22 protein-coding genes are annotated in these 24059 nt (G+C 71.1%); 5 read left to right on the forward strand and 17 right to left on the reverse strand.

All coding sequences use genetic code 11. The features are described from left to right. Nucleotides 1–90 precede the first annotated feature (90 nt). The 4 genes from infB to rimP all read right to left on the reverse strand — a co-directional run bounded on the left by infB (nucleotide 91) and on the right by rimP (nucleotide 5355). Nucleotides 91–3264, reverse strand: coding sequence for a translation initiation factor IF-2 (gene infB / locus OG622_RS14910; RefSeq protein WP_371576537.1), 3174 nt, complete (start codon nucleotides 3262–3264; stop codon nucleotides 91–93). 147 nt (nucleotides 3265–3411) lie between these two features. Next, nucleotides 3412–3708, reverse strand: a complete 297-nt coding sequence (locus OG622_RS14915) for a YlxR family protein (protein WP_371576539.1) — start codon at nucleotides 3706–3708, stop codon at nucleotides 3412–3414. A gap of 148 nt (nucleotides 3709–3856) precedes the next feature. Further along, nucleotides 3857–4843, reverse strand: coding sequence for a transcription termination factor NusA (gene nusA / locus OG622_RS14920; protein WP_371576541.1), 987 nt, complete (start codon nucleotides 4841–4843; stop codon nucleotides 3857–3859). A 2-nt stretch (nucleotides 4844–4845) separates the two neighbouring features. Next, the gene (rimP, locus tag OG622_RS14925) at nucleotides 4846–5355 is read right to left on the reverse strand and encodes a ribosome maturation factor RimP (RefSeq protein ID WP_046706848.1); all 510 of its coding nucleotides are present in this window, start codon (nucleotides 5353–5355) and stop codon (nucleotides 4846–4848) included. Nucleotides 5356–5643: 288 nt separating this feature from the next. Between rimP and OG622_RS14930 the strand changes: the two genes are divergently transcribed. The 3 genes from OG622_RS14930 to OG622_RS14940 are packed head-to-tail and all read left to right on the forward strand — an operon-like array spanning nucleotide 5644 to nucleotide 7593. Next, a complete protein-coding gene (locus tag OG622_RS14930; protein ID WP_371576543.1) occupies nucleotides 5644–6180 on the forward strand; it encodes a hypothetical protein in 537 nt (178 codons plus the stop codon). Further along, a complete protein-coding gene (locus OG622_RS14935; RefSeq protein ID WP_371576545.1) occupies nucleotides 6177–6632 on the forward strand; it encodes a ferritin-like domain-containing protein in 456 nt (151 codons plus the stop codon). The genes OG622_RS14930 and OG622_RS14935 overlap by 4 nt, the downstream gene beginning before the upstream one ends. 28 nt (nucleotides 6633–6660) lie before the next feature. Beyond that, nucleotides 6661–7593 carry an aminoglycoside phosphotransferase family protein gene (locus OG622_RS14940; protein WP_371576547.1) on the forward strand — a complete coding sequence of 311 codons (933 nt, stop codon included), beginning with the start codon at nucleotides 6661–6663 and terminating at the stop codon, nucleotides 7591–7593. A gap of 126 nt (nucleotides 7594–7719) precedes the next feature. On the opposite strand, the gene OG622_RS14945 is transcribed toward OG622_RS14940, so the two are convergent. From OG622_RS14945 to dxr, 11 genes are all read right to left on the reverse strand, one after another. After that, complete coding sequence (locus OG622_RS14945; protein ID WP_371576549.1) at nucleotides 7720–7932, reverse strand: ferredoxin; 213 nt, start codon at nucleotides 7930–7932, stop codon at nucleotides 7720–7722. A gap of 4 nt (nucleotides 7933–7936) precedes the next feature. Further along, nucleotides 7937–9196: an NADH-ubiquinone oxidoreductase-F iron-sulfur binding region domain-containing protein gene (locus OG622_RS14950; RefSeq protein ID WP_371576550.1), complete on the reverse strand. Its 1260-nt coding sequence runs from the start codon at nucleotides 9194–9196 to the stop codon at nucleotides 7937–7939. After that, the gene (locus OG622_RS14955; protein ID WP_371576552.1) at nucleotides 9193–9774 is read right to left on the reverse strand and encodes a ferric reductase-like transmembrane domain-containing protein; all 582 of its coding nucleotides are present in this window, start codon (nucleotides 9772–9774) and stop codon (nucleotides 9193–9195) included. The genes OG622_RS14950 and OG622_RS14955 overlap by 4 nt, the downstream gene beginning before the upstream one ends. Next, nucleotides 9771–10742, reverse strand: coding sequence for an FAD:protein FMN transferase (locus OG622_RS14960; protein ID WP_371576554.1), 972 nt, complete (start codon nucleotides 10740–10742; stop codon nucleotides 9771–9773). Before OG622_RS14960 ends, OG622_RS14955 begins: the two co-directional genes overlap by 4 nt. After that, a complete protein-coding gene (locus OG622_RS14965; protein WP_371576555.1) occupies nucleotides 10742–11131 on the reverse strand; it encodes a hypothetical protein in 390 nt (129 codons plus the stop codon). The genes OG622_RS14960 and OG622_RS14965 overlap by 1 nt, the downstream gene beginning before the upstream one ends. Nucleotides 11132–11263: 132 nt before the next feature. Continuing rightward, nucleotides 11264–12970 carry a proline--tRNA ligase gene (locus tag OG622_RS14970; RefSeq protein ID WP_371576556.1) on the reverse strand — a complete coding sequence of 569 codons (1707 nt, stop codon included), beginning with the start codon at nucleotides 12968–12970 and terminating at the stop codon, nucleotides 11264–11266. 136 nt (nucleotides 12971–13106) lie between these two features. Then, on the reverse strand, nucleotides 13107–13637 hold the full coding sequence (locus OG622_RS14975; RefSeq protein WP_371576557.1) for a GNAT family N-acetyltransferase: 531 nt from the start codon (nucleotides 13635–13637) through the stop codon (nucleotides 13107–13109). Nucleotides 13638–13759: 122 nt separating this feature from the next. Further along, entirely contained in the window at nucleotides 13760–14614 is an 855-nt protein-coding gene (locus OG622_RS14980) for a GNAT family N-acetyltransferase (RefSeq protein WP_371576559.1), read from the reverse strand. Between the two features lie 213 nt (nucleotides 14615–14827). Beyond that, on the reverse strand, nucleotides 14828–15985 hold the full coding sequence (gene ispG, locus OG622_RS14985) for a flavodoxin-dependent (E)-4-hydroxy-3-methylbut-2-enyl-diphosphate synthase (protein WP_371576561.1): 1158 nt from the start codon (nucleotides 15983–15985) through the stop codon (nucleotides 14828–14830). Between the two features lie 257 nt (nucleotides 15986–16242). Continuing rightward, nucleotides 16243–17547 carry an RIP metalloprotease gene (locus OG622_RS14990; RefSeq protein ID WP_371576562.1) on the reverse strand — a complete coding sequence of 435 codons (1305 nt, stop codon included), beginning with the start codon at nucleotides 17545–17547 and terminating at the stop codon, nucleotides 16243–16245. After that, nucleotides 17544–18818, reverse strand: a complete 1275-nt coding sequence (gene dxr, locus OG622_RS14995) for a 1-deoxy-D-xylulose-5-phosphate reductoisomerase (protein WP_371576564.1) — start codon at nucleotides 18816–18818, stop codon at nucleotides 17544–17546. Before dxr ends, OG622_RS14990 begins: the two co-directional genes overlap by 4 nt. A gap of 192 nt (nucleotides 18819–19010) precedes the next feature. Between dxr and OG622_RS15000 the strand changes: the two genes are divergently transcribed. Continuing rightward, nucleotides 19011–19466: a lamin tail domain-containing protein gene (locus OG622_RS15000; RefSeq protein WP_371576565.1), complete on the forward strand. Its 456-nt coding sequence runs from the start codon at nucleotides 19011–19013 to the stop codon at nucleotides 19464–19466. A gap of 96 nt (nucleotides 19467–19562) precedes the next feature. Here OG622_RS15000 and OG622_RS15005 read toward each other — a convergent pair whose 3' ends face one another. Beyond that, the gene (locus OG622_RS15005) at nucleotides 19563–21503 is read right to left on the reverse strand and encodes an acyl-CoA dehydrogenase family protein (RefSeq protein ID WP_371576566.1); all 1941 of its coding nucleotides are present in this window, start codon (nucleotides 21501–21503) and stop codon (nucleotides 19563–19565) included. 165 nt (nucleotides 21504–21668) lie between these two features. Then, entirely contained in the window at nucleotides 21669–22478 is an 810-nt protein-coding gene (locus OG622_RS15010) for an endo-1,4-beta-glucanase (protein WP_371576568.1), read from the reverse strand. Nucleotides 22479–22818: 340 nt separating this feature from the next. Here OG622_RS15010 and OG622_RS15015 point away from each other — a divergent pair, with 340 nt between their 5' ends. Further along, entirely contained in the window at nucleotides 22819–23832 is a 1014-nt protein-coding gene (locus tag OG622_RS15015; RefSeq protein ID WP_371576570.1) for a LacI family DNA-binding transcriptional regulator, read from the forward strand. Nucleotides 23833–24059: the final 227 nt, after the last annotated feature.

A 24059-nucleotide genomic window follows, 5' to 3' on the forward strand; every position in this document is an offset into this window, starting at 1 on the left:
TCGCAGGGGGTCCGGGGGCGAAGCCCCCAGGAACGGCCACACCGGCCGGGGGTGAACGAGTCACCCCCGGCCGGCATGAACCACCGCTGGTTACGAACGCGGCTTCTCGCGCATCTCGTACGTCGCGATGACGTCGTCGATCTTGATGTCGTTGAAGTTTCCGAGGTTGATACCGCCCTCGAATCCTTCGCGGAGCTCAGTGACGTCGTCCTTGAAGCGACGCAGACCGGAGATGGTGAGGTTCTCCGCGATGACCTTGCCGTCGCGGACGAGGCGCGCCTTGGTGTTGCGCTTGACCTCGCCCGAGCGGACCAGGACACCGGCGATGTTGCCCAGCTTGGACGACTTGAAGACCTCGCGGATCTCCGCCGTGCCGAGCTCGACCTCCTCGTACTCCGGCTTGAGCATGCCCTTGAGGGCCGCCTCGATCTCCTCGATGGCCTGGTAGATCACCGAGTAGTACCGGACGTCGACGCCCTCGCGCTCCGCCATCTGCGCCGCGCGGCCCGCAGCGCGGACGTTGAAGCCGATGACGATGGCGTCGGAGCCGGTCGCCAGGTCGATGTCCGACTCGGTGACCGCACCCACGCCGCGGTGCAGGACGCGGATGTCGACCTCTTCGCCGACGTCGAGCTGGAGCAGCGAGGACTCGAGAGCCTCCACCGAACCGGACGCGTCGCCCTTGATGATGAGGTTGAGTTCCTGCACCAGACCGGCCTTGAGGGCCTCGTCCAGGTTCTCCAGGGAGAACCGGACACCCCGGCGGGCGAAGTTGGCGTTGCGCTCACGCGCCGCGCGCTTCTCGGCGATCTGACGCGCCGTACGGTCCTCGTCGACAACCAGGAAGTTGTCGCCGGCGCCCGGGACGTTGGTGAGACCGAGGACGAGGACCGGGGTCGAGGGACCCGCCTCTTCCACGTTGTCGCCCTTGTCGTCGAGCATCGCGCGGACACGGCCGTACGCGTCGCCGACCACCATGGTGTCGCCGACCCGCAGGGTGCCTCGCTGGACCAGGACGGTCGCGACGGCGCCGCGGCCCTTGTCGAGGTGGGACTCGATCGCAATACCCTGCGCGTCCTGCTCCGGGTTGGCCCGCAGGTCGAGCGAGGCGTCCGCGGTGAGGACCACGGCCTCCAGGAGAGCCTCGATGTTGAGGCCCTGCTTGGCGGAGATGTCGACGAACATCGTGTCGCCGCCGTACTCCTCGGCCACCAGACCGAACTCGGTGAGCTGACCGCGCACCTTGGTCGGGTCGGCACCCTCGACGTCGATCTTGTTGACCGCGACCACGATCGGCACACCGGCCGCCTTGGCGTGGTTCAACGCCTCGATCGTCTGGGGCATCACACCGTCGTTGGCCGCCACCACGAGGATCGCGATGTCGGTCGACTTCGCACCACGGGCACGCATGGCGGTGAACGCCTCGTGGCCCGGGGTGTCGATGAAGGTGATCCTGCGCTCTTCGTCGTTGACCTGGGTCGCGACCTGGTACGCACCGATGTGCTGCGTGATGCCGCCGGCCTCGCCCGCGACGACGTTCGTCTTGCGGATGGTGTCGAGAAGGCGGGTCTTACCGTGGTCGACGTGACCCATGACGGTCACGACCGGCGGACGCGCGACGAGGAACTCCTCGCCACCCTCGTCCTCGCCGAACTCGATGTCGAAGGACTCGAGAAGCTCGCGGTCCTCCTCCTCCGGGCTGACGATCTCGAGGATGAAGTTCATCTCGTCCGCGAGGAGCTTCAGCGTCTCGTCGGAGACTGACTGCGTGGCAGTGACCATCTCGCCGAGGTTCATCATCACGCCGACGAGCGACGCCGGGTTGGCGCCGATCTTCTCGGCGAAGTCGGTGAGCGACGCACCGCGCGACAGGCGGACGGACTGTCCGTTGCCGCGAGGCAGCATCACGCCGCCGACCGACGGGGCCTGCATGGCCTCGTACTCCTGGCGCCTCTGCCGCTTCGACTTGCGACCACGACGCGCGGGACCGCCGGGACGACCGAAGGCGCCCTGCGTGCCACCACGGGCACCCGGACCACCGGGACGACCGCCGAAGCCGGGACGACCGCCGCCGCCACCGAAGCCGCCGCCACCACCGGGGCCACCGCCACCGGGACGACCCGCGAAACCGCCGCCGCCACCACCGGGACGACCGGCGAAGCCACCGCCGCCGCCGCCACCACCGGGACGACCCGCGAAGCCACCGCCGCCGCCACCGGGACGAGCGGCACCGCCGGCGCCACCACCGGGACGACCGGCGCCACCAGGACCGCGACCGCCGGGGCCACCGCCACCGGGACGCGGGCCGGCAGCGGGACGCTGCGGCATCATGCCGGGGTTCGGACGGGGGCCGCCGCCGGGACGGGGAGCCCCACCCTGCGGACGGGGCATGCCGCCCGGGGTCGGGCGTGAGCCGCCCGGAGTCTGCGGACGGGGACCGCCGCCGGCACCCTGCGGACGCGGCGCCTGGCCGGGAGCCGCGGGACGCGCACCGCCCTGGGCGCCACCGGGACCACCCTGGCCGCCGGGACGCGGAGCGCCACCGGGGCGGGGGCCCTGCGGGCGACCCATGCCGGTGGAGCCACCGGACGTGAAGGGGTTGTTACCGGGACGCGGACCCGCGGGACGGGCACCGCCCGGCTTGGGCGCACCGGCACCGCCGGGACGCTGACCACCGGGACGCGGCGCCTGGCCACGGTCCGGACGGTCCTGACCGCGATCCTGCCGGTCCTGACCACGGTCCTGTCGGTCCTGACCGGGACCGCCGGGACGCTGGCCGCCCTGGCCACCGGCCGGTCGCTGAGCAGCCGGGCCGGGACGGACGTTCGGTCGCGGGGACTGTGCGGCCGGAGCCGACGGGGGTGCCTGGAACTCGGGCACGCTCGGGGCCGGGGAGGCCGGAGCGGGCTTCGGCGCCGGCGGCTTGGGACCCGGCAGCGGGCGCGGGCCCGGGGCCGGAGACGCGGCCGCGGGCTTCTCCGCGGCGGGCGGCTTCGGTGCGGCCGGACCCGGACGCGGGGCGCCCGGACGTGCGGCCTGCGCGGAAGAGGGTGCCGCCGGACGAGCCGGGGCGGACTTGCGGGGGGCGGACTTACCGCCGCCGTTGCCCTGCTGGAGGGCATCGGTCAGCTTGCGTACAACGGGCGCCTCGATCGTCGAGGACGCCGAACGGACGAATTCACCGAGTTCTTGGAGCTTGGCCATGACGACCTTGCTCTCAACCCCGAACTCCTTGGCGAGTTCGTATACCCGGACCTTAGCCACTTCGCTCCTTTTTAGGTCCGGGTGCGTCCGGACCGTCGCTACTTCATGGGCGTACTCATCGCGTGCTCATCGAGTGCTCATCGCAATCTCGACCTACTTCCAACTCGCGGGGTACCAGGGCCGTACGGAGGTTCCGCACGGCACGTTTTACGGTGTTGCCTGCTCGGCAACTGTTGTCTGCTCCACGTATCGGCGCAACGCCTTTGTGTCGAGCGCTCCCGGGGCACGCAGCGCCCTCGTGAACGCCCGGCGGCGTAGCCCCAAGTCGAGACAGACCTGGGCGGGGTGAACGTACGCACCCCGGCCGGGCAGCGTACCGCGAGGATCGGGGACGCATTCGTCCTCGGTCGCCACGACCCGCAGCAGTTCGGTCTTGGCCGATCGCTGCCTGCACCCCACACAGGTGCGTTCAGGGCATGCGCGGGCGCGCGTCCGGCCAGACACTGCTAAGTCTACCTCCCCGCACCGACCTCACCCCTTCGGGGCAAAAATCGAACGGTTGTTGTCGTGATCTAAGCCACCTGCGGCCTGGATCTATTCCCCGGCCCCGGGAAGTACCCGGATGGCCCAGCTCGGACGTCCGATCGAGTGGTTACTCCGCCGGCTGCTCGGTGTCCGGGCGGATGTCGATCCGCCAGCCGGTGAGGCGGGCGGCGAGGCGGGCGTTCTGCCCCTCCTTGCCGATCGCCAGCGACAGCTGGTAGTCGGGCACCGTCACGCGCGCGGAGCGGGCCGCGAGGTCCACCACCTCGACCTTGGAGACCCGGGCCGGGGAGAGCGCGTTCGCCACCATCTCCGCCGGGTCGTCCGACCAGTCGACGATGTCGATCTTCTCGCCGTTCAGCTCGCCCATGACATTGCGCACCCGGCCGCCCATCGGGCCGATGCAGGCGCCCTTGGCGTTCAGGCCGCTGCGGGTGGAGCGGACGGCGATCTTCGAACGGTGACCCGCCTCACGCGCGATGGCGGCGATCTCGACGGACCCGTCGGCGATCTCCGGCACCTCCAGCGCGAAGAGCTTCTTCACCAGATTGGGGTGCGTGCGGGAGAGCGTCACGGAAGGACCGCGTACGCCCTTCGCCACCCGTACGACGTACGAGCGGAGCCGCATGCCGTGCTGGTACGCCTCGCCCGGGACCTGTTCCTGCACCGGCAGGATGGCCTCCAGCTTGCCGATGTCGACGAGCACGTTCTTCGGGTCGCGGCCCTGCTGGACCACACCGGTGACGATGTCGCCCTCGCGCCCCGCGTACTCCCCGAGCGTCGCGTCGTCCTCCGCGTCCCGCAGCCGCTGCAGGATCACCTGCTTGGCGGTGGTGGCGGCGATGCGCCCGAAGTCCGACGGGGTGTCGTCGAACGGGCGCGGCTCCTGCCCCTCCTCCAGGTCCTCGGGGTCCTCCTTCGCCCACACGGTCACATGGCCGGTCTCCCGGTTGAGCTCCACGCGCGCGTGACGGCGGCTTCCCTCGGTGCGGTGGTAGGCGATGAGGAGGGCCGCCTCGATCGCCTCGACCAGCAGGTCGAAGGAGATCTCCTTCTCCCGGACCAGACCCCGCAGGGCACTCATGTCGATGTCCACGGCTACGCCTCCTCTTCTTCCGTCATGTCCTTCTTGTCCTTGCGGTTGAACTCGACCTGGACGCGGGCCTTGTCGATCTCGTCGAAGGCGAGCCGGCGGGCGGTGGCCTTGCGGCCCTTCACACCGGGCACTTCGAGGTCGAGGCCGTCGTCGTCCACGGTCAGGATTCTGGCGATCAGTTCCCCGTCCTCGCGGAGCGTGAACTTCACCAGACGGTCCACGGCGCGACGGTAGTGCCGGTGCTCGGTGAGGGCGCGCTCGGCGCCCGGCGTCCCGACCTCCAGGGTGTACTCCGCCTGGCCCATCGCGTCCGTCTCGTCCAGCTTGGCCGAGAGCGCCCGGCTGACCTCGGCGACCGCGTCCAGATCCGCGCCCTCGTCGGAGTCGACGACCACGCGCAGCACCCGCTTGCGTCCGACCGAGTCCACTGCGATCTCTTCGAGATCCAGGCCCTGGGAGCGTACGAGCGGTTCCAGTAGTTCTCGCAGCCTCTCGCTCTGGGTGGTGCTCATCCGGGTGACTCCTCGGCCGCGTGTGCTGTTGTGGGTAGGGCGCGTGTCAGGTCAAAGGGTAGCCGCTCCGCTGGGGTGTTGCCGTCCACGCGGTCGCTGTGCGCGGGGGTGCCCCATGGCTCGGGAGTGCCGGTATTCGGGCGGCTGCGGGTGCGTGAGGGCTGGTCGCGCCCGAGCGGCGGAGCCGCGTGTCGATACAGCCCCGCGCCCTATCGGGGCACAGCGGGTTTCACGGGTACCGTGATCACACCGCTTCTTTGTTCGTACGACCTCCCGAGGACGTCTGTTGTGTCGTTCAGCCTGTCGTCGCGTGCCCCGTCGGGGCCGCGTAGAAGGAGTTTGCTCGTCGGGGCCGCCGGCGTGGGCGTGCTCGTGGGGTGCTCGCCCGGGGGTGAGGGGGCGGATGCGGCCGGGAGCGGTCCCTCGGCCGTGGAGCGGGCACGCGCGCGTGTGGCACGGGACAGCGAGGCGCTCCTGGAGCGGTACGACGCCGTCATCGCCGCGCATCCGGATCTGGCCGCGCTCCTGACGCCTCTGCGGGGCGAGGTCGTACGGCATGCCCGGGCGTTCGGGGGCGGGAAGGCGGCGGGTGCGGGCAGGGCGTCCGCTTCTCCGTCCGGCTCGCCCTCCGCGTCCGCGTCCCCCTCCCCCGCGCCCGAGGACCCCAGGGCGGCCCTCACCGAGCTGGCCGCCGCCGAGCGGAGGCTCGCCGACAAGCGGGCCGAGGCGTTGCTGGAGGTACCGGGTGAGATGGCGCGGCTGATGGCTTCGGTGGCCGCCGCGGGGGCCAGCCACGCGTACGTGTTGACGGAGGGTGCGAAGTGAGCGGCGGGGAGTTGAAGGCGGTACAGGCGGCGCTCGGGGCCGAGCACGCCGCCGTGTACGGGTACGGCGTCGTCGGCGGGAAGATCGGTGAGTCGCGGCAGCGCGAGGCCCGGGAGGCGTACGACGCGCACCGGGCCCGCCGGGACGCACTCACCCGGACCGTGCGGGACCTGGGGGGCACACCCACCGTCGCGGCGGCCGGATACACGCTGCCCTTCCAGGTGACCGATTCCGACTCCGCCGAACGGCTCGCCGCCGAACTGGAGGAGCGGGTGGCCAACGTGTACTCCGATCTCGTCCGGGCCTCCGAGAGGGACCGGCGCGGCACAGCGGCCGAGGCGCTGCGGGAAGCGGCGGTGCGGGCGGTGCGGTGGCGGGGCGGAAGCGTAGCCTTCCCTGGTCTCGCCGAGCGGACGGCCGCCGCCGGCCCGTCGGCGACACCGCGCACCTGATCACGCTCCGGAAGGGAACGACTCGCACATGGCTCGCATGGCTTTCGAGGACTTCGAACCGCCGCAGCGGCTGGTGCGGGCGCTCGCCGAGACCCGGCGGCCGGACGGCGGTGACGGCATCGGCGAATGGCTGGAAACCCTCCCCGAGCTGCTGCGACAGGCCGTCGATCTACGCGAGTTGACCGTCGAGCGGGTGCAGGCACCCGGCGGCCGCAGCAGTCTGGTGCTCCTCGTACGACTGATCGACGGCACTCCCGCCGTGCTCAAGCTGGCGCCCGAGCGGGCGCGGCCGGAGAGTGAGCGCGCGGCCCTGGCGCACTGGGACGGGCGGGGCGCGGTGCAGATGCTCAACCCCGGGGACAGTTCCGGCGTGCTGCTGCTGGAGCGGCTGCGTCCCGATCTGTCGGTGCGGTCGCTGCCCGAGGCCAAGGCGCTGCTGGAGGCCGCGGCGACCATGCGGCGGCTGTGGGTGGAGCCGCCCGCGGCGCATGTCTTCGAGACCGTGGCCGGGCGGACGGGGCGGCAGGCCGAGCTGATGCGGATCGGCTCCGCCGGTGACGGGGAGACCGAGGCCCTGGTCGACGCCGCTCTCGCCGTGCGCGAGGAGTTGCTCGCGGATGTCCCCGAGGAGCGGCTGCTGCACGGGACGTTCCGGCAGAGCAAGGTGCTGGCCGGGGAGCGGTCGCCGTGGCTGGCCGTGGGGCCGGATCCGGTGGTGGGTGAGTGCGCGTTCGATCTTGCTCGGCTGGTGCGGGACCGGGTGGAGGATCTGATCGCCTCGCCGTCGGGGGCGGCGATCACTCGGCGGCGGGTGAAGAAGCTGGCCGAGTCGTTGGATGTGGATCAGGAGCGGTTGCGGGGGTGGACGTTGTTCCGGGCCGTGGAGTCGGGGGTGCGGGCTCGGCGGGTGGGGCGGCCTCGGGACGCGGAGTTGTTGCTGGAGTTCGCCGGGTGGCTCTGACCTGTTCGGGTACAGAGCCGGTTCGGTCGGGTGCGTCCGGCCAGTGACGGTCGCGCGCGGCTGGTCGCGCCCGCGCGGCGGGGCCGTATATCGACCGGCCAGCTCCCCTGAGAACCCGGCGCCGTCCTACCCGACGTTCAGTTTCAGAGCCAGGACCGGGCAGTCGGCCGCCGCTCTCTTGGCTCGTTTCCATGCCGTTCTCGGCAGGGGGCCCTTCTCGAAGAGCGGGTAGCCCCATTCGTCCAGGGTCATGTGGTCCGGCAGGAGCTCCGCGCACAGGCCGTGGCCCTGGCAGGCGGTCCAGTCGACGTCGAGGGTCGGGGCCGTGGAGGCGTTCATCGGGTCAGGTCCTGTTCTCGGGGACCGGCAGGACGGGCGTGTGGTTCGTGGCCGTGCAGTAGCCCTTGGCGTGGGCGTCGAGTTCCGGGGCGAAGGTGGTCAACGCGCTGCGGGCCAGGCGGACGGTGCCGTCGGGGTGGTGGCAGACTCCTCGGCCCTCCACCAGGCCGGCCCAGCGCGCGATGTCGTCGCGGGTGGTGCCCTGGGGGCCGGGGGCTGCCAGGGTCCGGAAGGCGGCGGCGATGCGGGGCAGGCCGTTGAGGCAGGGGCCGCACTGGCCGGCGGACTCCAGGGCGAGGTGGCGCAGGACCCGGGCGGTCTCGGCGAGGCCGCAGCGGTCGGCGGGGAGAGCGACGAGGACTCCGGCGCCCAGGTCGGTTGCGCTGAGGGCGAGTCGGGCGGCCCGGTGGGCGGGGATCCAGGTGCCGTGGTAACCGCCGATCAGGACCGCGCTCGTGCCGTGGAGGGGGAGCAGGCGGTGCAGGGGGAGGCCGTAGGGGGCTTCCACGACGCGGGGGGTGTGGCCCGGGACGTGGAGCGTGCACAGGACGCTGCCGGGTTCGGCGGGGGTGCCGGCCGAGCGGTACCAGTCGGCGCCGTAGCGGGCGATCAGGGCCAGGTGGGCGAGGGTCTCGACGTTCTGGACGAGGGTGGGGGCGCGATGCACTCCCTGTTCGCGGACCGGGGGGTTCTGGTGGCGGGGCAGGGCGGCCCGGCCGTCGAGGTGCTGGGTGAGCGCCGAGGACTCGCCGGAGAGAAAGCGCCCGGGGACACGGACGACTCGCACGGGAACCGGGTCGCGGCGTTCGGTGACGGCCGCTTCCAGGTGGGCCGTGCCCTCCTCGACCGCGAGGTACGCCTCGACCGCGAGGTACGCCTCGGCCGCGCCGGTCGCCTCGGCGGCCAGGCGGAGGCCGTCCAGGACGAGGTGGGGTGACAGGCGCAGCAGCGTCTTGTCCTTGGCACTGGCGGGTTCGCCCTCGGAGCCGTTGGCGACGACCACCGGCGCGCGGCCGGTGCGGCGGCCCGCCTCGGCGACGGAGGCGAGCTTGCGGTAGGTGGGGAAGGCGGCGCCGCCACGGCCGGTGAGGCCGGACTCGGCGGTCACCCGGAGCAGGTCGGCGGGGGTGAGGGCGGTGAGGGGGCCGTAGCGCTGTTCGTGGGTGGGGTGGTCGGCCGGGGTGCCGCCGGGGGCGAGGAGCCGGGGTGGCATGACGAGGTCGGAGAGGAACGCCGGGGCGGTGGGGGCGGTCGTGGTGGTCACGGGCGGGCTCCTTCGGCCGTGCGGAGCAGGGTGGCGGGGGTGCGGCGGGAGGCGCGTACGGCGTGGGCGGCGCGCGGGGCGAGGGCGGCGAGCACCGCGGCGACGCAGGCGGCCGTGAGCCAGAGCATCCAGGCGGTGCCGTTGTCGGTGCCGATGCCGATGCCGTGGACCAGGGCGAACGGCCAGGACGCGTACGCCAGCCAGTGCACGGCGCGCCAGGTGCGGTGGCCGACGCGGGCCCGCAGGAGGCTGGTGACCAGGACGGCGAGCAGCAGGTCGAGGGCGACCGTGCCGAGGCCGAGCCAGAGGGGCTGATAGTCGGAGACGAAGGGGATGAACGCGTCGACGACCGTGATGTCCACGTAGTCGTCGATGACGGCGGCCACGATGTGCAGGGCCAGGAACGCGGTGGCGGAGAGGGAGAGGACGCGGTGGAGGGAGACCGTGCCGAAGCGCGGCAGGCCGGGGATGCGGGTGCGCAGCCGCACCGCTATGCCGAGGAGGACGACGACGGTGAAGAGGACCAGACAGACGGCGCCGGTGGCTCTGTTGGCGTACCAGAGGATCTCGTCGCTCATGCGGCGGGCTCGGCTCTCGGCGTCGGGGAGGGCCAGCCCGGTGTGGTGACGACCGTGCCCTCGTGGGTGACCAGTCGGGCCGGGAGTCCCAGGCGGGACAGCCAGCGGACCGCGGTCTCGCCCTTGACCAGGGCGGCGGTGGTGGCGGCGTTGGCGTCGGCGCAGGTGGCGGCGGCCACCGAGACGGTGCGCCATGGGGTGGCGGCGGGTTGGCCCGTGCGGGGGTCGACGATGTGGTGGAGGTCGTGGTCGCCGCGGCGCCAGCGGCGGGCGGTGGTGCCGGAGGTGGCGAGGCCGCCGCTGCGGATGCCGACCGTGGCGTACGGGCCGTGCTCGGGGAGGCGGTCGACCGGGGCCGTCTCGTCCTGGACGCGGACGCGCCAGCCGCCGGCCGGGGGTTCGCCCGCGACGGCCGTGTCGCCGCCGAGGCTGACCAGGATGCCGCAGTCGGCCGTCCGCGCCAGCGTCCGTGCCGCCCTGTCGGCCGCCCATGCCTTGGCCGTGGCTCCCAGGTCCAGGCTGACGCCGGGCGGGAGGGTCACCGTGTTCGTGGCGTGGTCCAGTTCGACCAGGCTCCAGCCCGGCACCCGCTTCACCGTGAGCCGCACCGGGCGGTCGTCCTCCTGGACCAGGGTGAAGTCACGGTCGTAGCCGAGGGCGTCCATCGCCGAGCCGACCGTGGGGTCCACCGCGCCGTCCGTGGCGCGGGCGCCGCGCAGGGCCACCGCCAGGGCCTCGGCCAGCAGCGGGCTGACCTTCACGGGACGTCCTTCGGCCGCGTTGAGCGTCGACAGCTCCGAGTCCGCACGGAAACGGCTGCAGGTGGCGTCGACCTCGGCCAGGTGCCGGGCCAGGAGCAGGTTGCAGGAGTCGAGCAGGGCCGGGTCGGTGGTGACCAGGCGGACACTCGTGCCGAGCGCCCGCCAGTCCGTGGCGGCCGTGGGGCGGGAGGTCGTGGACGCGGTCATCACGACGCCCCCGACGTGGAGTCCGCGGAGTCGTCCGTGGAGGACGTCATGCCGTCGGAGGAGGACTGAAGGTCCGAGGAGGACTCCGAGGAGGAGTCGCTCGAACCGTCGGAGGAAGAGGAAGAGGAGGAGGACGAGTCCGACGACGTGTCCGTGCCGCTGCTGGTGCCGTTGCCGCTGCCCGAACCCGTGTCGCTGCTCGTGCTCGACGACGTCGAACTCGTGCCGCTGCCGCTGCCGCTCGCGGTGGTGTCCGCGTCCGCCTGCATCGTGCCGATCAGCGCGAACATGCCGGCCGCCGCCGCGAGCGTGACCGCCGCCGCGGTGGCCGCCGTACGCCGGGCGCCTCTGCGCATTCCCGCGAGGGCGCCTCGTTCACTGGTCGTCATGCCCGTTCCCCTCCGTAGTGACGTTCTGTCACGCCCTACGGTCGGGGAACGGTCTGAGAGAAACCTGTGAGGTGGCTATAGGTCCCCGGAGAAGATTCTGAGGGTTTCCTTCAAGCGGCGATCGAGCGGCGATCAGGCGGTGGTCAGGCGGGCGATCGCCTCGTCGACCGTCAGCTCCTCGCGCTCACCGGTGCGGCGGTCCTTCAGCTCCAGGACGCCCTCGGCGGAGCGGCGGCCGGCGACCAGGATCTTCGGTACGCCGATCAGCTCGGAGTCGGTGAACTTCACGCCCGGGGAGACTCCGGCGCGGTCGTCGACCAGGACGCGGAGGCCGGCGGCCCGCAGCTTCTCGGAGACGTCGAGGGCCAGTTCGGTCTGGAGGGCCTTGCCCGCGGCGACGACGTGCACGTCGGCGGGGGCGACCTCGGCGGGCCAGCACAGGCCCTTGTCGTCGGCGGACTGCTCGGCGAGGGCCGCGACCGCGCGGGAGACGCCGATGCCGTACGAGCCCATGGTGACGCGGACGGGCTTGCCATGCCGGCCGAGGACGTCGAGCTTGAGGGCGTCGGCATACTTGCGGCCGAGCTGGAAGATGTGGCCGATCTCGATGGCGCGGTCCAGCTTGAGGCCGGTGCCGCAGTTCGGGCAGGGGTCGCCCTCCTGGACGACCACGACGTCGACGTACGCGCCGACCTCGAAGTCACGGCCCGCGACGACGTTCCTGGCGTGTGTGCCGGCCTTGTTGGCTCCGGTGATCCAGGCGGTGCCCGGCGCCACCCGCGGGTCGGCGATGTACGTCAACTTCTCGCCGAGGCCCTGCGGGCCGACATAGCCGCGGACCAGGTCGGGGCGGCCCGCGAAGTCCGTCTCGGTGACCATCTCGACGACCGCCGGGGCGAAGTGCGCCTCGACCTTGCCCATGTCGACCTCGCGGTCACCGGGGACACCGACGGCGACGATCTCGCCGTCGACCTTCACGAGGAGGTTCTTGAGGGTCGCGGAGGCCGCGACGCCGAGGTGGGCGGCGAGGGTCTCGATCGTCGGGGTGTCGGGCGTCGGGATCTCTTCGAGGGCGGGCACGCCGTCGGCGTCCACCGGCTTCAACTCGAACGTGATCGCCTCGGTGTTGGCCGCGAAGTCGCACGCCGGGCAGTCCGCGAAGGTGTCCTCGCCGGCGCCGGCCGGGGCCAGGAACTCCTCCGACTTCGAGCCGCCCATCGCGCCCGCGGTCGCCGCGCAGATGCGGTAGTCGAGGCCCAGACGCTCGAACACCTTCTGGTACGCCTGGCGGTGCAGGGCGTACGACTGGGCGAGGCCCTCGTCCTCCGTGTCGAAGGAGTACGAGTCCTTCATCAGGAACTCACGGCCGCGCAGGATGCCGGCGCGGGGGCGGGCCTCGTCACGGAACTTGGTCTGGATCTGGTAGAGGATCACCGGCAGGTCCTTGTAGGAGGACGCCTGGTCCTTCACGATCAGCGTGAAGATCTCCTCGTGGGTCGGGCCGAGGAGGTAGTCGCCGCCCTTGCGGTCCTTCAGGCGGAACAGCTCCGGGCCGTACTCGTCCCAGCGGCCGGTGGCCTCGTACGGCTCCTTCGGCAGCAGTGCGGGGAGCAGCACCTCCTGGGCGCCGATCGCGTCCATCTCCTCGCGGACGATGCGCTCCACGTTGGCGAGGACCTTCTTGCCGAGCGGCAGCCAGGTCCACACTCCGGCCGCGGTGCGGCGGACGTAGCCGGCGCGGACGAGCAGCTTGTGGCTGAGCACCTCGGCGTCCGCCGGGTCGTCGCGCAGCGTCTTCGCCATCAACTGGGACATGCGCTGGACCGGTGCGTTCGCCATGGTTCTCGTACTCCTGCCGATGGGGGTCCCCCCGCTCGAGCGCGGCCGAGAGTCGGGGAGAGGTGATGGCAGGAGGTTAGCCGGGCGGCGGGGGCCCTTGGAAATCCGGCGGTGACGGCACGGGGTGGTACGGCGGCTACCTGCGGCGCAGGGGCAGGGGGGCGCCCATCACCGCGTACGGCTTGGGGGCGCTGGGGAAGACGACCTGGCGGGCCAGGTCCGTGTAGCCGAGGGAGCGGTACAGGCCGCGGGCCGGGCTGTCGACGTCGATCGCGGAGAGGATCGAGCGGGGTTCGGGCACGCTGTCGGTGATGGTGGTGATCAGGGCGCGGCCGACGCCGTGGTTCTGGTGGCGGGGGTGGACGTGCAGTTCGGTGATCACGAAGGAGTCGTCCAGCCAGTGCTCGTGGTGGAGGGCGCGGAGGTAGGGCTCCACCACGGTGGACCACCAGTGTGTGCGGTCGTTGGGCATGCCGTAGACGAAGCCGACGAGGTGGCCTTCGGCCGTGACGCCGAGTGCGCGTGCCCCCGGGTAGGTCATGTGGCGGAGGACGATGTGGCGGCGTACGGCTACCTCGTCGGGGGCGAGTCCGAAGGCGACTGCTTGGACGGCTAGGGCCTCGTCTACGTGGGCGGAGAGGTCCAAGGGGCCGATGACGAGGCTCATGTTGCGGATGCTACAGGGGGGTTCGGGTTGTCTGCGGGGCGCGGGCCGGATGTGGCCGACGGCGCCCACGCGGCGTGGCCGCAGCCCGATACAGCGCCGCGCCCCTTACGGGGTCCGGCCTCTCAGAACAGCACGCTCATGAACTCGCCGACCTCCTGGAAGCCCACCCTGGTGTACGTGCGCCTCGCCGCCGTGTTGAAGTCGTTGACGTAGAGGCTGACCAGGGGGGCGACGTCGGCCAGGGCGTAGCGGAGGACCGCCGCCATGCCCGGGGCGGCCAGGCCCTGGCCCCGGTGTTCGGGGGCCACCCAGACGCCCTGGATCTGGCAGGCCCGGGGGGTCGCTGCGCCGATCTCGGCCTTGAAGACGACACGGCCGTCGGGTCCGAGGCGGGCGAAGGAGCGGCCGGAGCCCACGAGTTCGGCGACCCGGGCCTGGTAGAGCAGGCCGCCGTCGCCGGCCAGCGGGGAGACGCCGACCTCCTCGGTGAACATCGCCACGCACGCCGGCATGATCGCGTCCATCTCGTCCTTGCGGATCCGGCGGACGTACGGGTCGGGGATGACCTCGGCGGGGTCGGGGAGCCGGTCGGTGACCATGAGGGGCTGGTGGGGGCGGACCTCGCGGGCCGGGCCCCAGCTGGGTTCGAGCAGCCGCCAGAGCTGGGCGGTGGGTTCGGCGGGGCCGACGACCGAGGAGCAGCGGCGGCCGGCCCGGCGGGCGCGGTCGGCGAAGGCGCGTACGGCGCGGGGGGTGGCGCAGATGGGGACGAGGTTGGCGCCGGCGTAGCAGAGGGAGGTCAGAGCGCCGTCCTCGTACCAGCCCCACATCTCGCCGCCCAGCCGCCAGGGGTCGAGGCCGGCGACCCGGACGCGGGACGTCACGAAGGCGTTCGCGACGGGGTCTCGGTCCAGGACGGCGAGTGCGGCGTCCAGGTCACTCGGTTCGAGGACCCTGGTGGTGGTCTGGGTCAACACGTGCGGGGGCCTCACCCTGGGGTCTGCGCTGGTCTCCGCACGATACCCTGCCGGGCTGTGGCGGGGGGCCCTGTGGCTGCGCCACGGGCGGGCGCCCCATGGCCCGGGGGCTACTGCGCTTCGGCGGGTACGGGTGCGGCGTGGCTGGTCGCGCCCACGCGGCGGAGCCGCACATCGGATACAGCCCCGCGCCCCTGAGGGGCCTGCGGCCCCTCAGCCCGCCACCGCCACCGTCGGTTCGCCCGAGGTGACGCCGTCCGCCTCCATCTGTTCGGCGATCTTCATCGCCTCCTCGATCAGGGTCTCGACGATCTTGGATTCGGGGACGGTCTTGATGATCTCGCCCTTGACGAAGATCTGGCCCTTGCCGTTGCCGGAGGCGACGCCGAGGTCGGCCTCGCGGGCCTCGCCGGGGCCGTTGACGACGCAGCCCATGACGGCGACACGGAGGGGGACCTCCATGCCGGTGAGGCCGGCGGTGACCTCTTCGGCGAGCTTGTAGACGTCGACCTGGGCGCGGCCGCAGGAGGGGCAGGAGACGATTTCGAGGCCGCGCTGGCGGAGGTTGAGGGATTCGAGGATCTGGTTGCCGACCTTGATCTCCTCGACCGGCGGGGCCGACAGGGAGACGCGGATCGTGTCGCCGATGCCCTCGGAGAGCAGCGCGCCGAAGGCGACGGCCGACTTGATGGTGCCCTGGAAGGCGGGGCCGGCCTCGGTGACGCCGAGGTGGAGGGGGTAGTCGCACTGGGCGGCCAGCTGGCGGTAGGCGTTGACCATGACGACCGGGTCGTTGTGCTTGACCGAGATCTTGATGTCCCGGAAGCCGTGCTCCTCGAAGAGGGAGGCCTCCCAGAGAGCGGACTCGACCAGCGCCTCGGGGGTCGCCTTGCCGTACTTCTGGAGCAGGCGGCGGTCCAGCGAGCCGGCGTTGACGCCGATGCGGATCGGGGTGCCGTGGTCGTTCGCCGCCTTGGCGATCTCCTTGACCTTGTCGTCGAACTGCTTGATGTTGCCGGGGTTGACGCGGACGGCGGCGCACCCGGCCTCGATCGCGGCGAAGACGTACTTCGGCTGGAAGTGGATGTCGGCGATGACCGGGATCTGCGACTTGCGGGCGATCACCGGGAGGGCGTCGGCGTCGTCCTGCGTGGGGCAGGCGACGCGGACGATCTGGCAGCCGGAGGCCGTCAGCTCGGCGATCTGCTGCAGCGTGGCGCCGATGTCCGACGTGCGCGTGGTGGTCATCGACTGGACCGACACCGGGGCGTCTCCACCGACCGCCACGGACCCGACCTGAATCTGCCGGCTCTTCCGGCGCTCGGCGAGCTTGGTCGGAACGGACGGCATGCCGAGAGAAATCGCAGTCATCTGCTGTGCAACCCCAGGTTGTGGATCAGGATCGGGTCCCGGTACGGGCGGGCTCCAGGCTTCGAGATTACGGCACAGGCATGGGCCGGAGCACTCCCCCACCTCGAATGCACTCGGCGGGGGACCTCCATCGGTCCGTAACCCACCCGTTGGGGAGACTCGCTGCGGAGTTCGGACGCAGGTGGGCGCACGTACCCGTACGACGGCGGCCGGGCGCCGCTCCGCGAGCGTGCCCGGCCGCCGTGAACAACGGGTGACTACGAGATGCGCACCGGGTTCACCAGGTCCGCGATCAGCACCAGCAGCGTGAAGCAGACGAAGATGCCGGCCACCACGTACGCGACGGGCATCAGCTTCGCCACGTCGAACGGGCCGGGGTCGGGCCTGCGCAGCACCTTTGCCGTGTTCCGGCGCAGCGACTCCCACAGGGCGCCCGCGATGTGCCCGCCGTCGAGCGGGAGGAGCGGGAGCATGTTGAACAGGAAGAGGGAGAGGTTGAAGCCGGCCAGCAGGATGAGGAAGCTGGCGAGCTGCTGGGTGGCGGGGATGTCCATGGTGAAGATCTCGCCGCCCACGCGGGCCGCGCCGACCACGCCCATGGGCGAGTCGGCCTCACGCTCGCCGTCGCCGAAGGTGGCGTCCCACAGGGCGGGGACCTTGGCGGGCAGGGAGATCAGGGACTCGACGCCGTTCTCCATCATGTCGCCCATGCGGTCCACGGAGGCGCCGAAGGACAGCGGGAGGATGTCGGAGGCGGGGGTGAAGCCGAGCCAGCCGGCGTACACGTACTTGCCCTCGACGTAGCCGCCCTTGCCGTCGGTCTGGCTGACCTTGTTCTTGATGAGGGTGGTGTCGAGGTCGACCTTCTCGCCCTTGCGGTCCACGGTGAGTGTGACCTGCTTGCCGGGGTTGTCACGGATGTCGGCCTGCAGGGCGGACCAGTCCTCGACGGGGGTGCCGTCGAACGCGACGATCTTGTCGCCGGGCTTCAGGCCCGCCGCCTTGGCGGGGGCCTCCTTGTCGCTGTCCTTGCACTTCGAGCGGTTCTCGCTCGCGGAGATGACGCAGTCCGAGACCTTGCTGACCGTGGTCGTCGAGGTCTGGGTGCCGAAGGTCATCATCACGCCGAGGAAGATCACGAAGGCCAGGATCAGGTTCATGAAGGGTCCGGCGAACATCACGATGACGCGCTTCCACGGCTTGCGCTTGTAGAAGAGGCGGTCCTCGTCGCCGGGCTGGAGCTCCTCGAAGGAGGCCGCGCGGGCGTCCTCGATCATCACGCGCCACGGGGAGGTCGAGCGGCTCTCGATCCGGCCGTCCGGGCCGGGCGGGATCATGCCGATCATGCGGATGTAGCCGCCGAGCGGGATCGCCTTGACGCCGTACTCGGTCTCGCCCTTCTTGCGTGACCAGACGGTCGGGCCGAAGCCCACCATGAACTGGGGCACGCGGACGCCGAAGAGCTTGGCGGTCGAGAAGTGGCCCAGCTCGTGCCACGCGATCGAGAACGCCAGGCCGATCACGAAGACCACTATGCCGAGGATGAACATCAGGGTCGTCATGCACGGGCCTCCGCGGTAGTCCGCTCGGTGGGTTTGCCGGTCGAGTTGGTCAGTTCACGGGCCCTGGCGCGCGCCCAGGTCTCCGCTTCGAGGACGTCCGCCACGGTCAGGGAAGTTCCCGTCGCGGGGGTGCCGTGCTCCTCGACGACCCGCGTGACGGTCTCCATGATCGCGTCGAACCGGAGACCGCCGTGCAGGAACGCGTCGACGCACTCCTCGTTGGCCGCATTGAACACCGCCGGGGCGGTGCCCGCGAGCTGTCCCACATGCCGGGCGAGCCCGACCGACGGGAACGCGTCGTTGTCGAGGGGGAAGAACTCCCAGGTGGACGCCTTGGTCCAGTCGAAGGCGGGCGCGGCGTCCGGGACGCGCTGCGGCCAGCCGAGGCCGATGGCGATGGGCCCGCGCATGTCGGGGGGCGTCGCCTGGGCCATCGTCGATCCGTCCGTGAACTCAACCATCGAGTGGACATACGACTGGGGATGCACGACCACCTCAATACGGTCGAAGGGAATGTCGTAGAGGAGGTGCGCCTCGATGACTTCCAGGCCCTTGTTGACCAGGGTCGCGGAGTTCACGGTGATGACCGGGCCCATGGCCCAGGTGGGGTGCGCGAGGGCGTCGGCGGGCCGCACGTCGGCCAGCTCCGCCTTCGTACGGCCACGGAACGGGCCCCCGGAAGCGGTGACGACCAGTTTGTGCACGTCGGCCCGGGTGCCGGAGGCGAGGGCCTGGAAGAGGGCGGCGTGCTCGGAGTCGACCGGGATGATCTGGCCCGGCTCGGCCACCGCCTTCACCAGCGGGCCGCCGACGATGAGCGACTCCTTGTTGGCGAGCGCGAGGGTACGGCCCGCCTTCAGGGCGGCGAGGGTCGGGGCGAGGCCGATGGAGCCGGTGATGCCGTTCAGCACGGTGTGGCAGTCGGACGCGGCCACCTCGGTGGCGGCGTCCGGTCCGGCGAGGATCTCGGGCAGGGCCTCCCCGGGCCCGTACGCCCCCGCCAGGGCCTCGCGCAGCGCCGGCACGGCGTCCTGGCGGGCGACGGCGACGGTCCGCGCCCGCAGGCGGTGCGCCTGCTCGGCCAGCAGCTCCACCCGCCCTCCGGCGGCGGAGAGCCCGGTGACGCGGAAGCGGTCCTGGTTGCGCAGGACGAGGTCGATGGCCTGGGTGCCGATCGATCCTGTCGATCCGAGGATCACCACGTCCCGGACACCGTCGACAGGGTCGAAGACGAGATGCGGATCGGCGAGAGGGGCTGGACTGTCGCTCATCCCTCCATTGTGGCCGCATCCGGTGTCCGGCAGGACCGCGCGTCCCCTTGATGACCCACTTCGTGCGGTCTGTGGTTGACGAGGCTGTTTCTCCGTTTGTGAAGCGCGCGTGAAGGCGGAGTGATATGACTTCTGCCCTGTTGATCCGATTATCGGATCAACAGAACGTGAACGAGGACCCTGGGGGGATCCATGCACAAGCGCATACGCGCTGCCCTGCCCGCGCTCGCCGGAGCCGTGGCCCTGACCGGCACTCTGCTGAGCAGCCCGGCCGAGGCCGCCGGAGGTGTGGTCATCCACCGCGTGTACTTCGACAGTCCGGGCAAGGACACGCGCTCCAACACGAGCCTCAACGGCGAGTGGGTGCAGATCAAGAACACGAGTTCGTCGGCGATCTCCCTGAAGGGCTGGGTGCTCAAGGACCCCGACAACCACAGGTACACGTTCCTCGACGTGAAGATCGGGGCGGGCAAGTACATCAAGGTCCGCACCGGGTCGGGTACGGACACCAGCGCGACCAAGTTCCAGGACCGCAAGGCGTACGTGTGGAACAACACGAGTGATACGGCGACGCTGTCGAAGGCCGGCGGTTCGAAGGTCGACTCCTGCTCCTGGACGACTCGGGACCCCAGCGACAAGTACTGCTAGGCGCTGCGGGGGAGGGTCGTTCGTAGGCCGCGGGCCGGCTGACTGGTCGCGCGGTTCCCCGCGCCCCTCGAAGGGGCGCGGGGGGAGTGTGAGGTGTCATCGGATGCGGCGGTGGACGTTCTCCTTCTCGCTCGGACCGGGTGTCGCGTCCGCGATCCACGGGCCCTCGCCCGACGGGTCGATCACGCCCTGCTCCAGCCACTCGTAGGCGCCGCCGAGGACGCCCTTGACCACCTTGCGGTCGAGGTCGTCGGTGTTGTTCCAGAGGCGGCCGAAGAGTTCCTCGACGCGGATACGGGACTGGCGGCAGAAGGTGTCGGCCAGTTGGTAGGCCTCGCGGCCGTGGTCGGTGGTGGTGCGGAGCAGCTCCGCGCGTACGACGGCCGCGCTCATCGCGAAGAGTTCGGCGCCGATGTCGACGATCCGGCCCAGGAAGCCCTGCTTGGTCTCCATGCGGCCCTGCCAGCGGGACATGGCGTAGAAGGTGGAGCGGGCCAGCTTGCGGGCGTTGCGCTCGACGTAGCGCAGATGAGTGGCGAGGTCGGGGTGGCCGGCCGGGTGGAAGTCGCCGTAGGTGCGCGGGAGTTGACCCGGGCCCGCGACCAGCTTGGGCAGCCACTTGGCGTAGAAGACGCCCGCGTTCGCGCCCGCCTTCGCCTTGTCGGAGAGGGACTTCTCCGGATCGATGAGGTCGCCGGCCACGGAGAGGTGGGCGTCGACGGCCTCGCGGGCGATCAGCAGGTGCATGATCTCCGTGGAGCCCTCGAAGATCCGGTTGATGCGCAGGTCGCGCAGGATCTGCTCGGCGGGGACGGCCCGTTCGCCGCGTGCCCGGAGCGAATCAGCCGTCTCGAAGCCGCGGCCGCCACGGATCTGGACCAGTTCGTCGGCGATGCGCCAGCCCATCTCGGAGGCGAAGAGCTTGGCCAGGGCGCCCTCGATACGGATGTCGTTGCGGTCCTCGTCGGCCATCTGCGAGGACAGGTCGAGCACCGCTTCCAGGGCGAAGGTGGTGGCGGCGATGAAGGAGATCTTCTGCCCGACCGCCTCGTGGTGGGCGACCGGCTTGCCCCACTGTTCACGGGCCGCCGACCACTCGCGGGCGATCTTCAGGCACCACTTGCCGGCGGCCACGCAGGACGCCGGGAGCGAGAGGCGGCCGGTGTTGAGGGTGGTGAGGGCGATCTTCAGGCCCGCACCCTCGGGGCCGATGCGGTGGGCGGCGGGCACCCGGACCTGGTGGAGACGGGTGACGCCGTTCTCGATGCCGCGCAGGCCCATGAAGGCGTTGCGGTTCTCGACGGTGACGCCGGGCGAGTCGGTCTCCACGACGAAGGCGGTGATGCCGCCCTTGTGTCCGTCGGATTTGGGCACCCGCGCCATGACGACGAGGAGGTCGGCGACCACGCCGTTCGTCGTCCACAGCTTCACGCCGTCCAGGACGTAGTCGTCCCCGTCGGGCACCGCGGTGGTGGCGAGCCGGGCCGGGTCGGAGCCGACGTCGGGCTCGGTGAGGAGGAAGGCGCTGATGTCGGTGCGGGCGCAGCGCGGCAGGAACTTTTCCTTCTGCTCGGGGGATCCGAACAGCTTCAGCGGCTGCGGTAGGCCGATCGACTGATGCGCCGAGAGCAGGACACCGATGGCCGGGCTGGCCGAGCCGACCAGGGCCAGCGCCTTGTTGTAGTACACCTGGGTGAGTCCGAGACCGCCGTACTTGGGGTCGATCTTCATGCCGAGGGCGCCGAGCTCCTTGAGCCCGTTGATCACCTCGTCGGGGATACGGGCCTCGCGCTCGATCAGGGCCCCGTCGACCTTCGCCTCGCAGAAGTCGCGGAGCTTGGTCAGGAACTGCTCGCCGCGCCGGACGGCCTCGTCCGTGGGCAGCGGGTGGGGGTGGATGAGGTCGAGGCGGAACCGGCCCAGGAACAGTTCCTTGGCGAAGCTGGGCTTGCGCCAGGCCTGCTCCCGGGCGGCCTCCGCCACCTGGCGGGCCTCGCGTTCTGTGACAACGGGCTTCTTGAGGGGTGGGGCGGACATGAGGCTCACCTCGCCGCGAATCGGGATCTTGTACCGGATGGGTACCTGATTGGTTACCGATGGGTGCTACTCGATCGTTGGTACCCGATTCCGGACCGCCCCGCCACCCCTCGCGTGCGCGATCGGCCGAGCGTTCGACCTCTTCGGCCGACGCGCGCCCCGCCTTCAGCCGATGTCGACCGAGTACGCCTTCGTGTCCAGCCGGCCCGTGCCCTTGAAGACCTCGGTGCCCGCCTCGATGCCGGAGACGTACTTGTCGTTGCTCAGCAGCTTGCGGCGGACCAGGGCCTGGGTGAACTCGTCGAGGTTCAGGGTCGCCTTCGTGGTGTTGGTGCGGCGGACGAACGAGTACACCTTCCAGCCGATGTCACCGGTGTAGATGTCCCACATCGACCCGCCGAGGCTGACGCTCCCGTACTTGGTGCCGAGCGGGCCCGCGCCGCCCTGCCGGTTGAGCCAGATCATGACCTCGTCGGTGGGCTGGTCCTGCCAGTCGGCGGTGTTCTTGGAGTGCAGCCACAGGTCGTAGGCGACGTTCATGGTGCCGGGGCCGGAGCTGACCGAGAACTCCCAGCTCGTCCGCACCGGCTTCCGGTCGCCGACCCGGATGGGCAGTCGCGTCGCCGCCTTGTCGGTCTTCCAGCCCCAGTGCCAGCCGAGCACACTGCTCGCGTACGACTTCACGTCGTAGTCCTTGCCCGTGCCGCTGTTGGCCAGGCTGTAGCTGGTCCCCCACGAGATGGTGGACCCGGACCGGGAGTTGTCCCAGACGCACTGGGTGCCGGTGGCCTTCTCCCTGTTCCAGACGTTGTTGTTCACGTAGTACTTGCCCAGCGTGATCGTGTCGAAGTCCGTGCACTTCCTGGCCTCCTCCCCCGCCATCGCGACGGTCACGGAGGCCCCGACCGCGAGTGCGGTGACAGCGGCCGCGCCGATCTTGGCCGTACGGGTCAGGCGGGAGCGACGGTGCCGCATGGGTGGTTCCTTCCGGAGGGGCGGACACTTACGCGACCTGGTCGCCACCGCGCCTCCCGAAGTTGCCGTCGAGTTCTAAGCTGGGAGTGAGAGGCACGCCCCCACGGGCGCGGGGCTGTGTCAATATGCGGCTCCGCCGCGTGGACGCGACAAACCCCCACACACTCGCAGCCGCCACTCACCCCACCCCCCACCATCCCCTTGGGCGCCCGGCATCATCGAAGCGCTTCGACAACCTATGGACACCCACCGACCGCCGAGCTACTGTCGAGCCACCCTCACTCGCCCTTGTTCAGAGATAGCGCGCTGTCGAAGCGCTTAAACACGCTTGGAGAGCTGGATGGTCACCCTCGCCGAGGTCGCCCAGCACGCCGGAGTCTCGGCGAGCACGGTGAGCTATGTCCTCAGCGGCAAGCGGTCCATCTCCGCGGGCACCCGGCAGCGGGTCGAGCGGAGCATCCAGGAGCTCGGCTACCACCCGAACGCGGGGGCCCGCGCCCTGGCGAGCAGCAGGTCGAACATCGTCGCCCTGATGGTCCCGCTGCGCACCGACATGTACGTCCCGGTGATGATGGAGATCGCCATAGCCGTGGCCACCACGGCCCGCACGTACGGCTACGACGTGCTGCTGCTCACCGGCGAGGAGGGCCCCGACGCGGTACGCCGTGTCACGGGCAGCGGGCTCGCCGACGCGATGATCCTGATGGACGTGGAGCTCGACGACGAGCGGCTGCCGCTGCTGCGCGGCACCGACCAGCCGTCGGTGCTCATCGGGCTGCCGGCCGACACCAGCGGCCTGACCTGCGTCGACCTCGACTTCGGGGCGACGGGCGCGCTGTGCGTGGAGCATCTGGCGATGCTCGGCCACCGTGACATCGCGGTCATCGGCGAGGCACCCGCCGTGTACGAACGGCACACCGGGTTCGCCGAGCGCACCCTCGACGGACTCCGGTCCCGGGCAAGGGAGTTGGGCCTGCGCGTGCTGCACCGCCCGTGCGAGGGCGGCTACGACGCGATGGCCGCGACCCTGGCCCGGATCTTCGACGAACGGCCGGGCACCACGGGGGTCGTCGTGCAGAACGAGTCCGCGGTGGAACCGCTGCTCGCGCTGCTGCGGCAGCAGGGGCGCGCGGTGCCCGAGGACGTCTCGGTGATCGCGGTCTGCCCGGACCAGGTCGCCGTGCAGGCCTCGGTACGGCTGACGTCCGTGGCCATCCCCGCCCAGGAGATGGGCCGGCGGGCCGTGGAGCAGCTGATCGCCAAGCTGGAGGGCCGGGACGCCGACGAAGTGGTGCTCCTCGCCCCCGAGTTGACGGTCCGCGCGAGCACGGGGCCGCTGTCCACCACCGGTTGAGCCCGCGTCGTACGCGATCCGTCGTAGACCATCACAGACCAGTCGTCGCAGACCAGCCGTCACAGTTCAGTCGCCGCAGTTCAGTTGTCGCAGACAAGCCGTCGAATGCGAGCCGTCGTATGCGAGCCGCTGTACGGAGATCGCCGTACGGCCCCCTCCTCCTCTTCCTTCCGCCTTCCCGCCTTCCCGCCTTCCCTCCTCTCCCCATCGCCCTGCCCGCCGGAGCC

The organism is Streptomyces sp. NBC_01314 (assembly GCF_041435215.1).
Lineage (GTDB): Bacteria > Actinomycetota > Actinomycetes > Streptomycetales > Streptomycetaceae > Streptomyces.

Coding starts and splice junctions, on each gene's coding strand:
- rimP (WP_046706848.1), bottom strand. CDS start 5,355: ATGAGCACCACCCAGAGCGAGAGGCTGCGAGAACTACTGGAACCGCTC.
- OG622_RS14940 (WP_371576547.1), top strand. CDS start 6,661: ATGGCTCGCATGGCTTTCGAGGACTTCGAACCGCCGCAGCGGCTGGTG.
- OG622_RS14945 (WP_371576549.1), bottom strand. CDS start 7,932: ATGAACGCCTCCACGGCCCCGACCCTCGACGTCGACTGGACCGCCTGC.
- OG622_RS14955 (WP_371576552.1), bottom strand. CDS start 9,774: ATGAGCGACGAGATCCTCTGGTACGCCAACAGAGCCACCGGCGCCGTC.
- OG622_RS14960 (WP_371576554.1), bottom strand. CDS start 10,742: ATGACCGCGTCCACGACCTCCCGCCCCACGGCCGCCACGGACTGGCGG.
- OG622_RS14965 (WP_371576555.1), bottom strand. CDS start 11,131: ATGACGACCAGTGAACGAGGCGCCCTCGCGGGAATGCGCAGAGGCGCC.
- OG622_RS14970 (WP_371576556.1), bottom strand. CDS start 12,970: ATGGCGAACGCACCGGTCCAGCGCATGTCCCAGTTGATGGCGAAGACG.
- OG622_RS14975 (WP_371576557.1), bottom strand. CDS start 13,637: ATGAGCCTCGTCATCGGCCCCTTGGACCTCTCCGCCCACGTAGACGAG.
- ispG (WP_371576561.1), bottom strand. CDS start 15,985: ATGACTGCGATTTCTCTCGGCATGCCGTCCGTTCCGACCAAGCTCGCC.
- OG622_RS14990 (WP_371576562.1), bottom strand. CDS start 17,547: ATGACGACCCTGATGTTCATCCTCGGCATAGTGGTCTTCGTGATCGGC.
- dxr (WP_371576564.1), bottom strand. CDS start 18,818: ATGAGCGACAGTCCAGCCCCTCTCGCCGATCCGCATCTCGTCTTCGAC.
- OG622_RS15000 (WP_371576565.1), top strand. CDS start 19,011: ATGCACAAGCGCATACGCGCTGCCCTGCCCGCGCTCGCCGGAGCCGTG.
- OG622_RS15005 (WP_371576566.1), bottom strand. CDS start 21,503: ATGTCCGCCCCACCCCTCAAGAAGCCCGTTGTCACAGAACGCGAGGCC.
- OG622_RS15010 (WP_371576568.1), bottom strand. CDS start 22,478: ATGCGGCACCGTCGCTCCCGCCTGACCCGTACGGCCAAGATCGGCGCG.
- OG622_RS15015 (WP_371576570.1), top strand. CDS start 22,819: ATGGTCACCCTCGCCGAGGTCGCCCAGCACGCCGGAGTCTCGGCGAGC.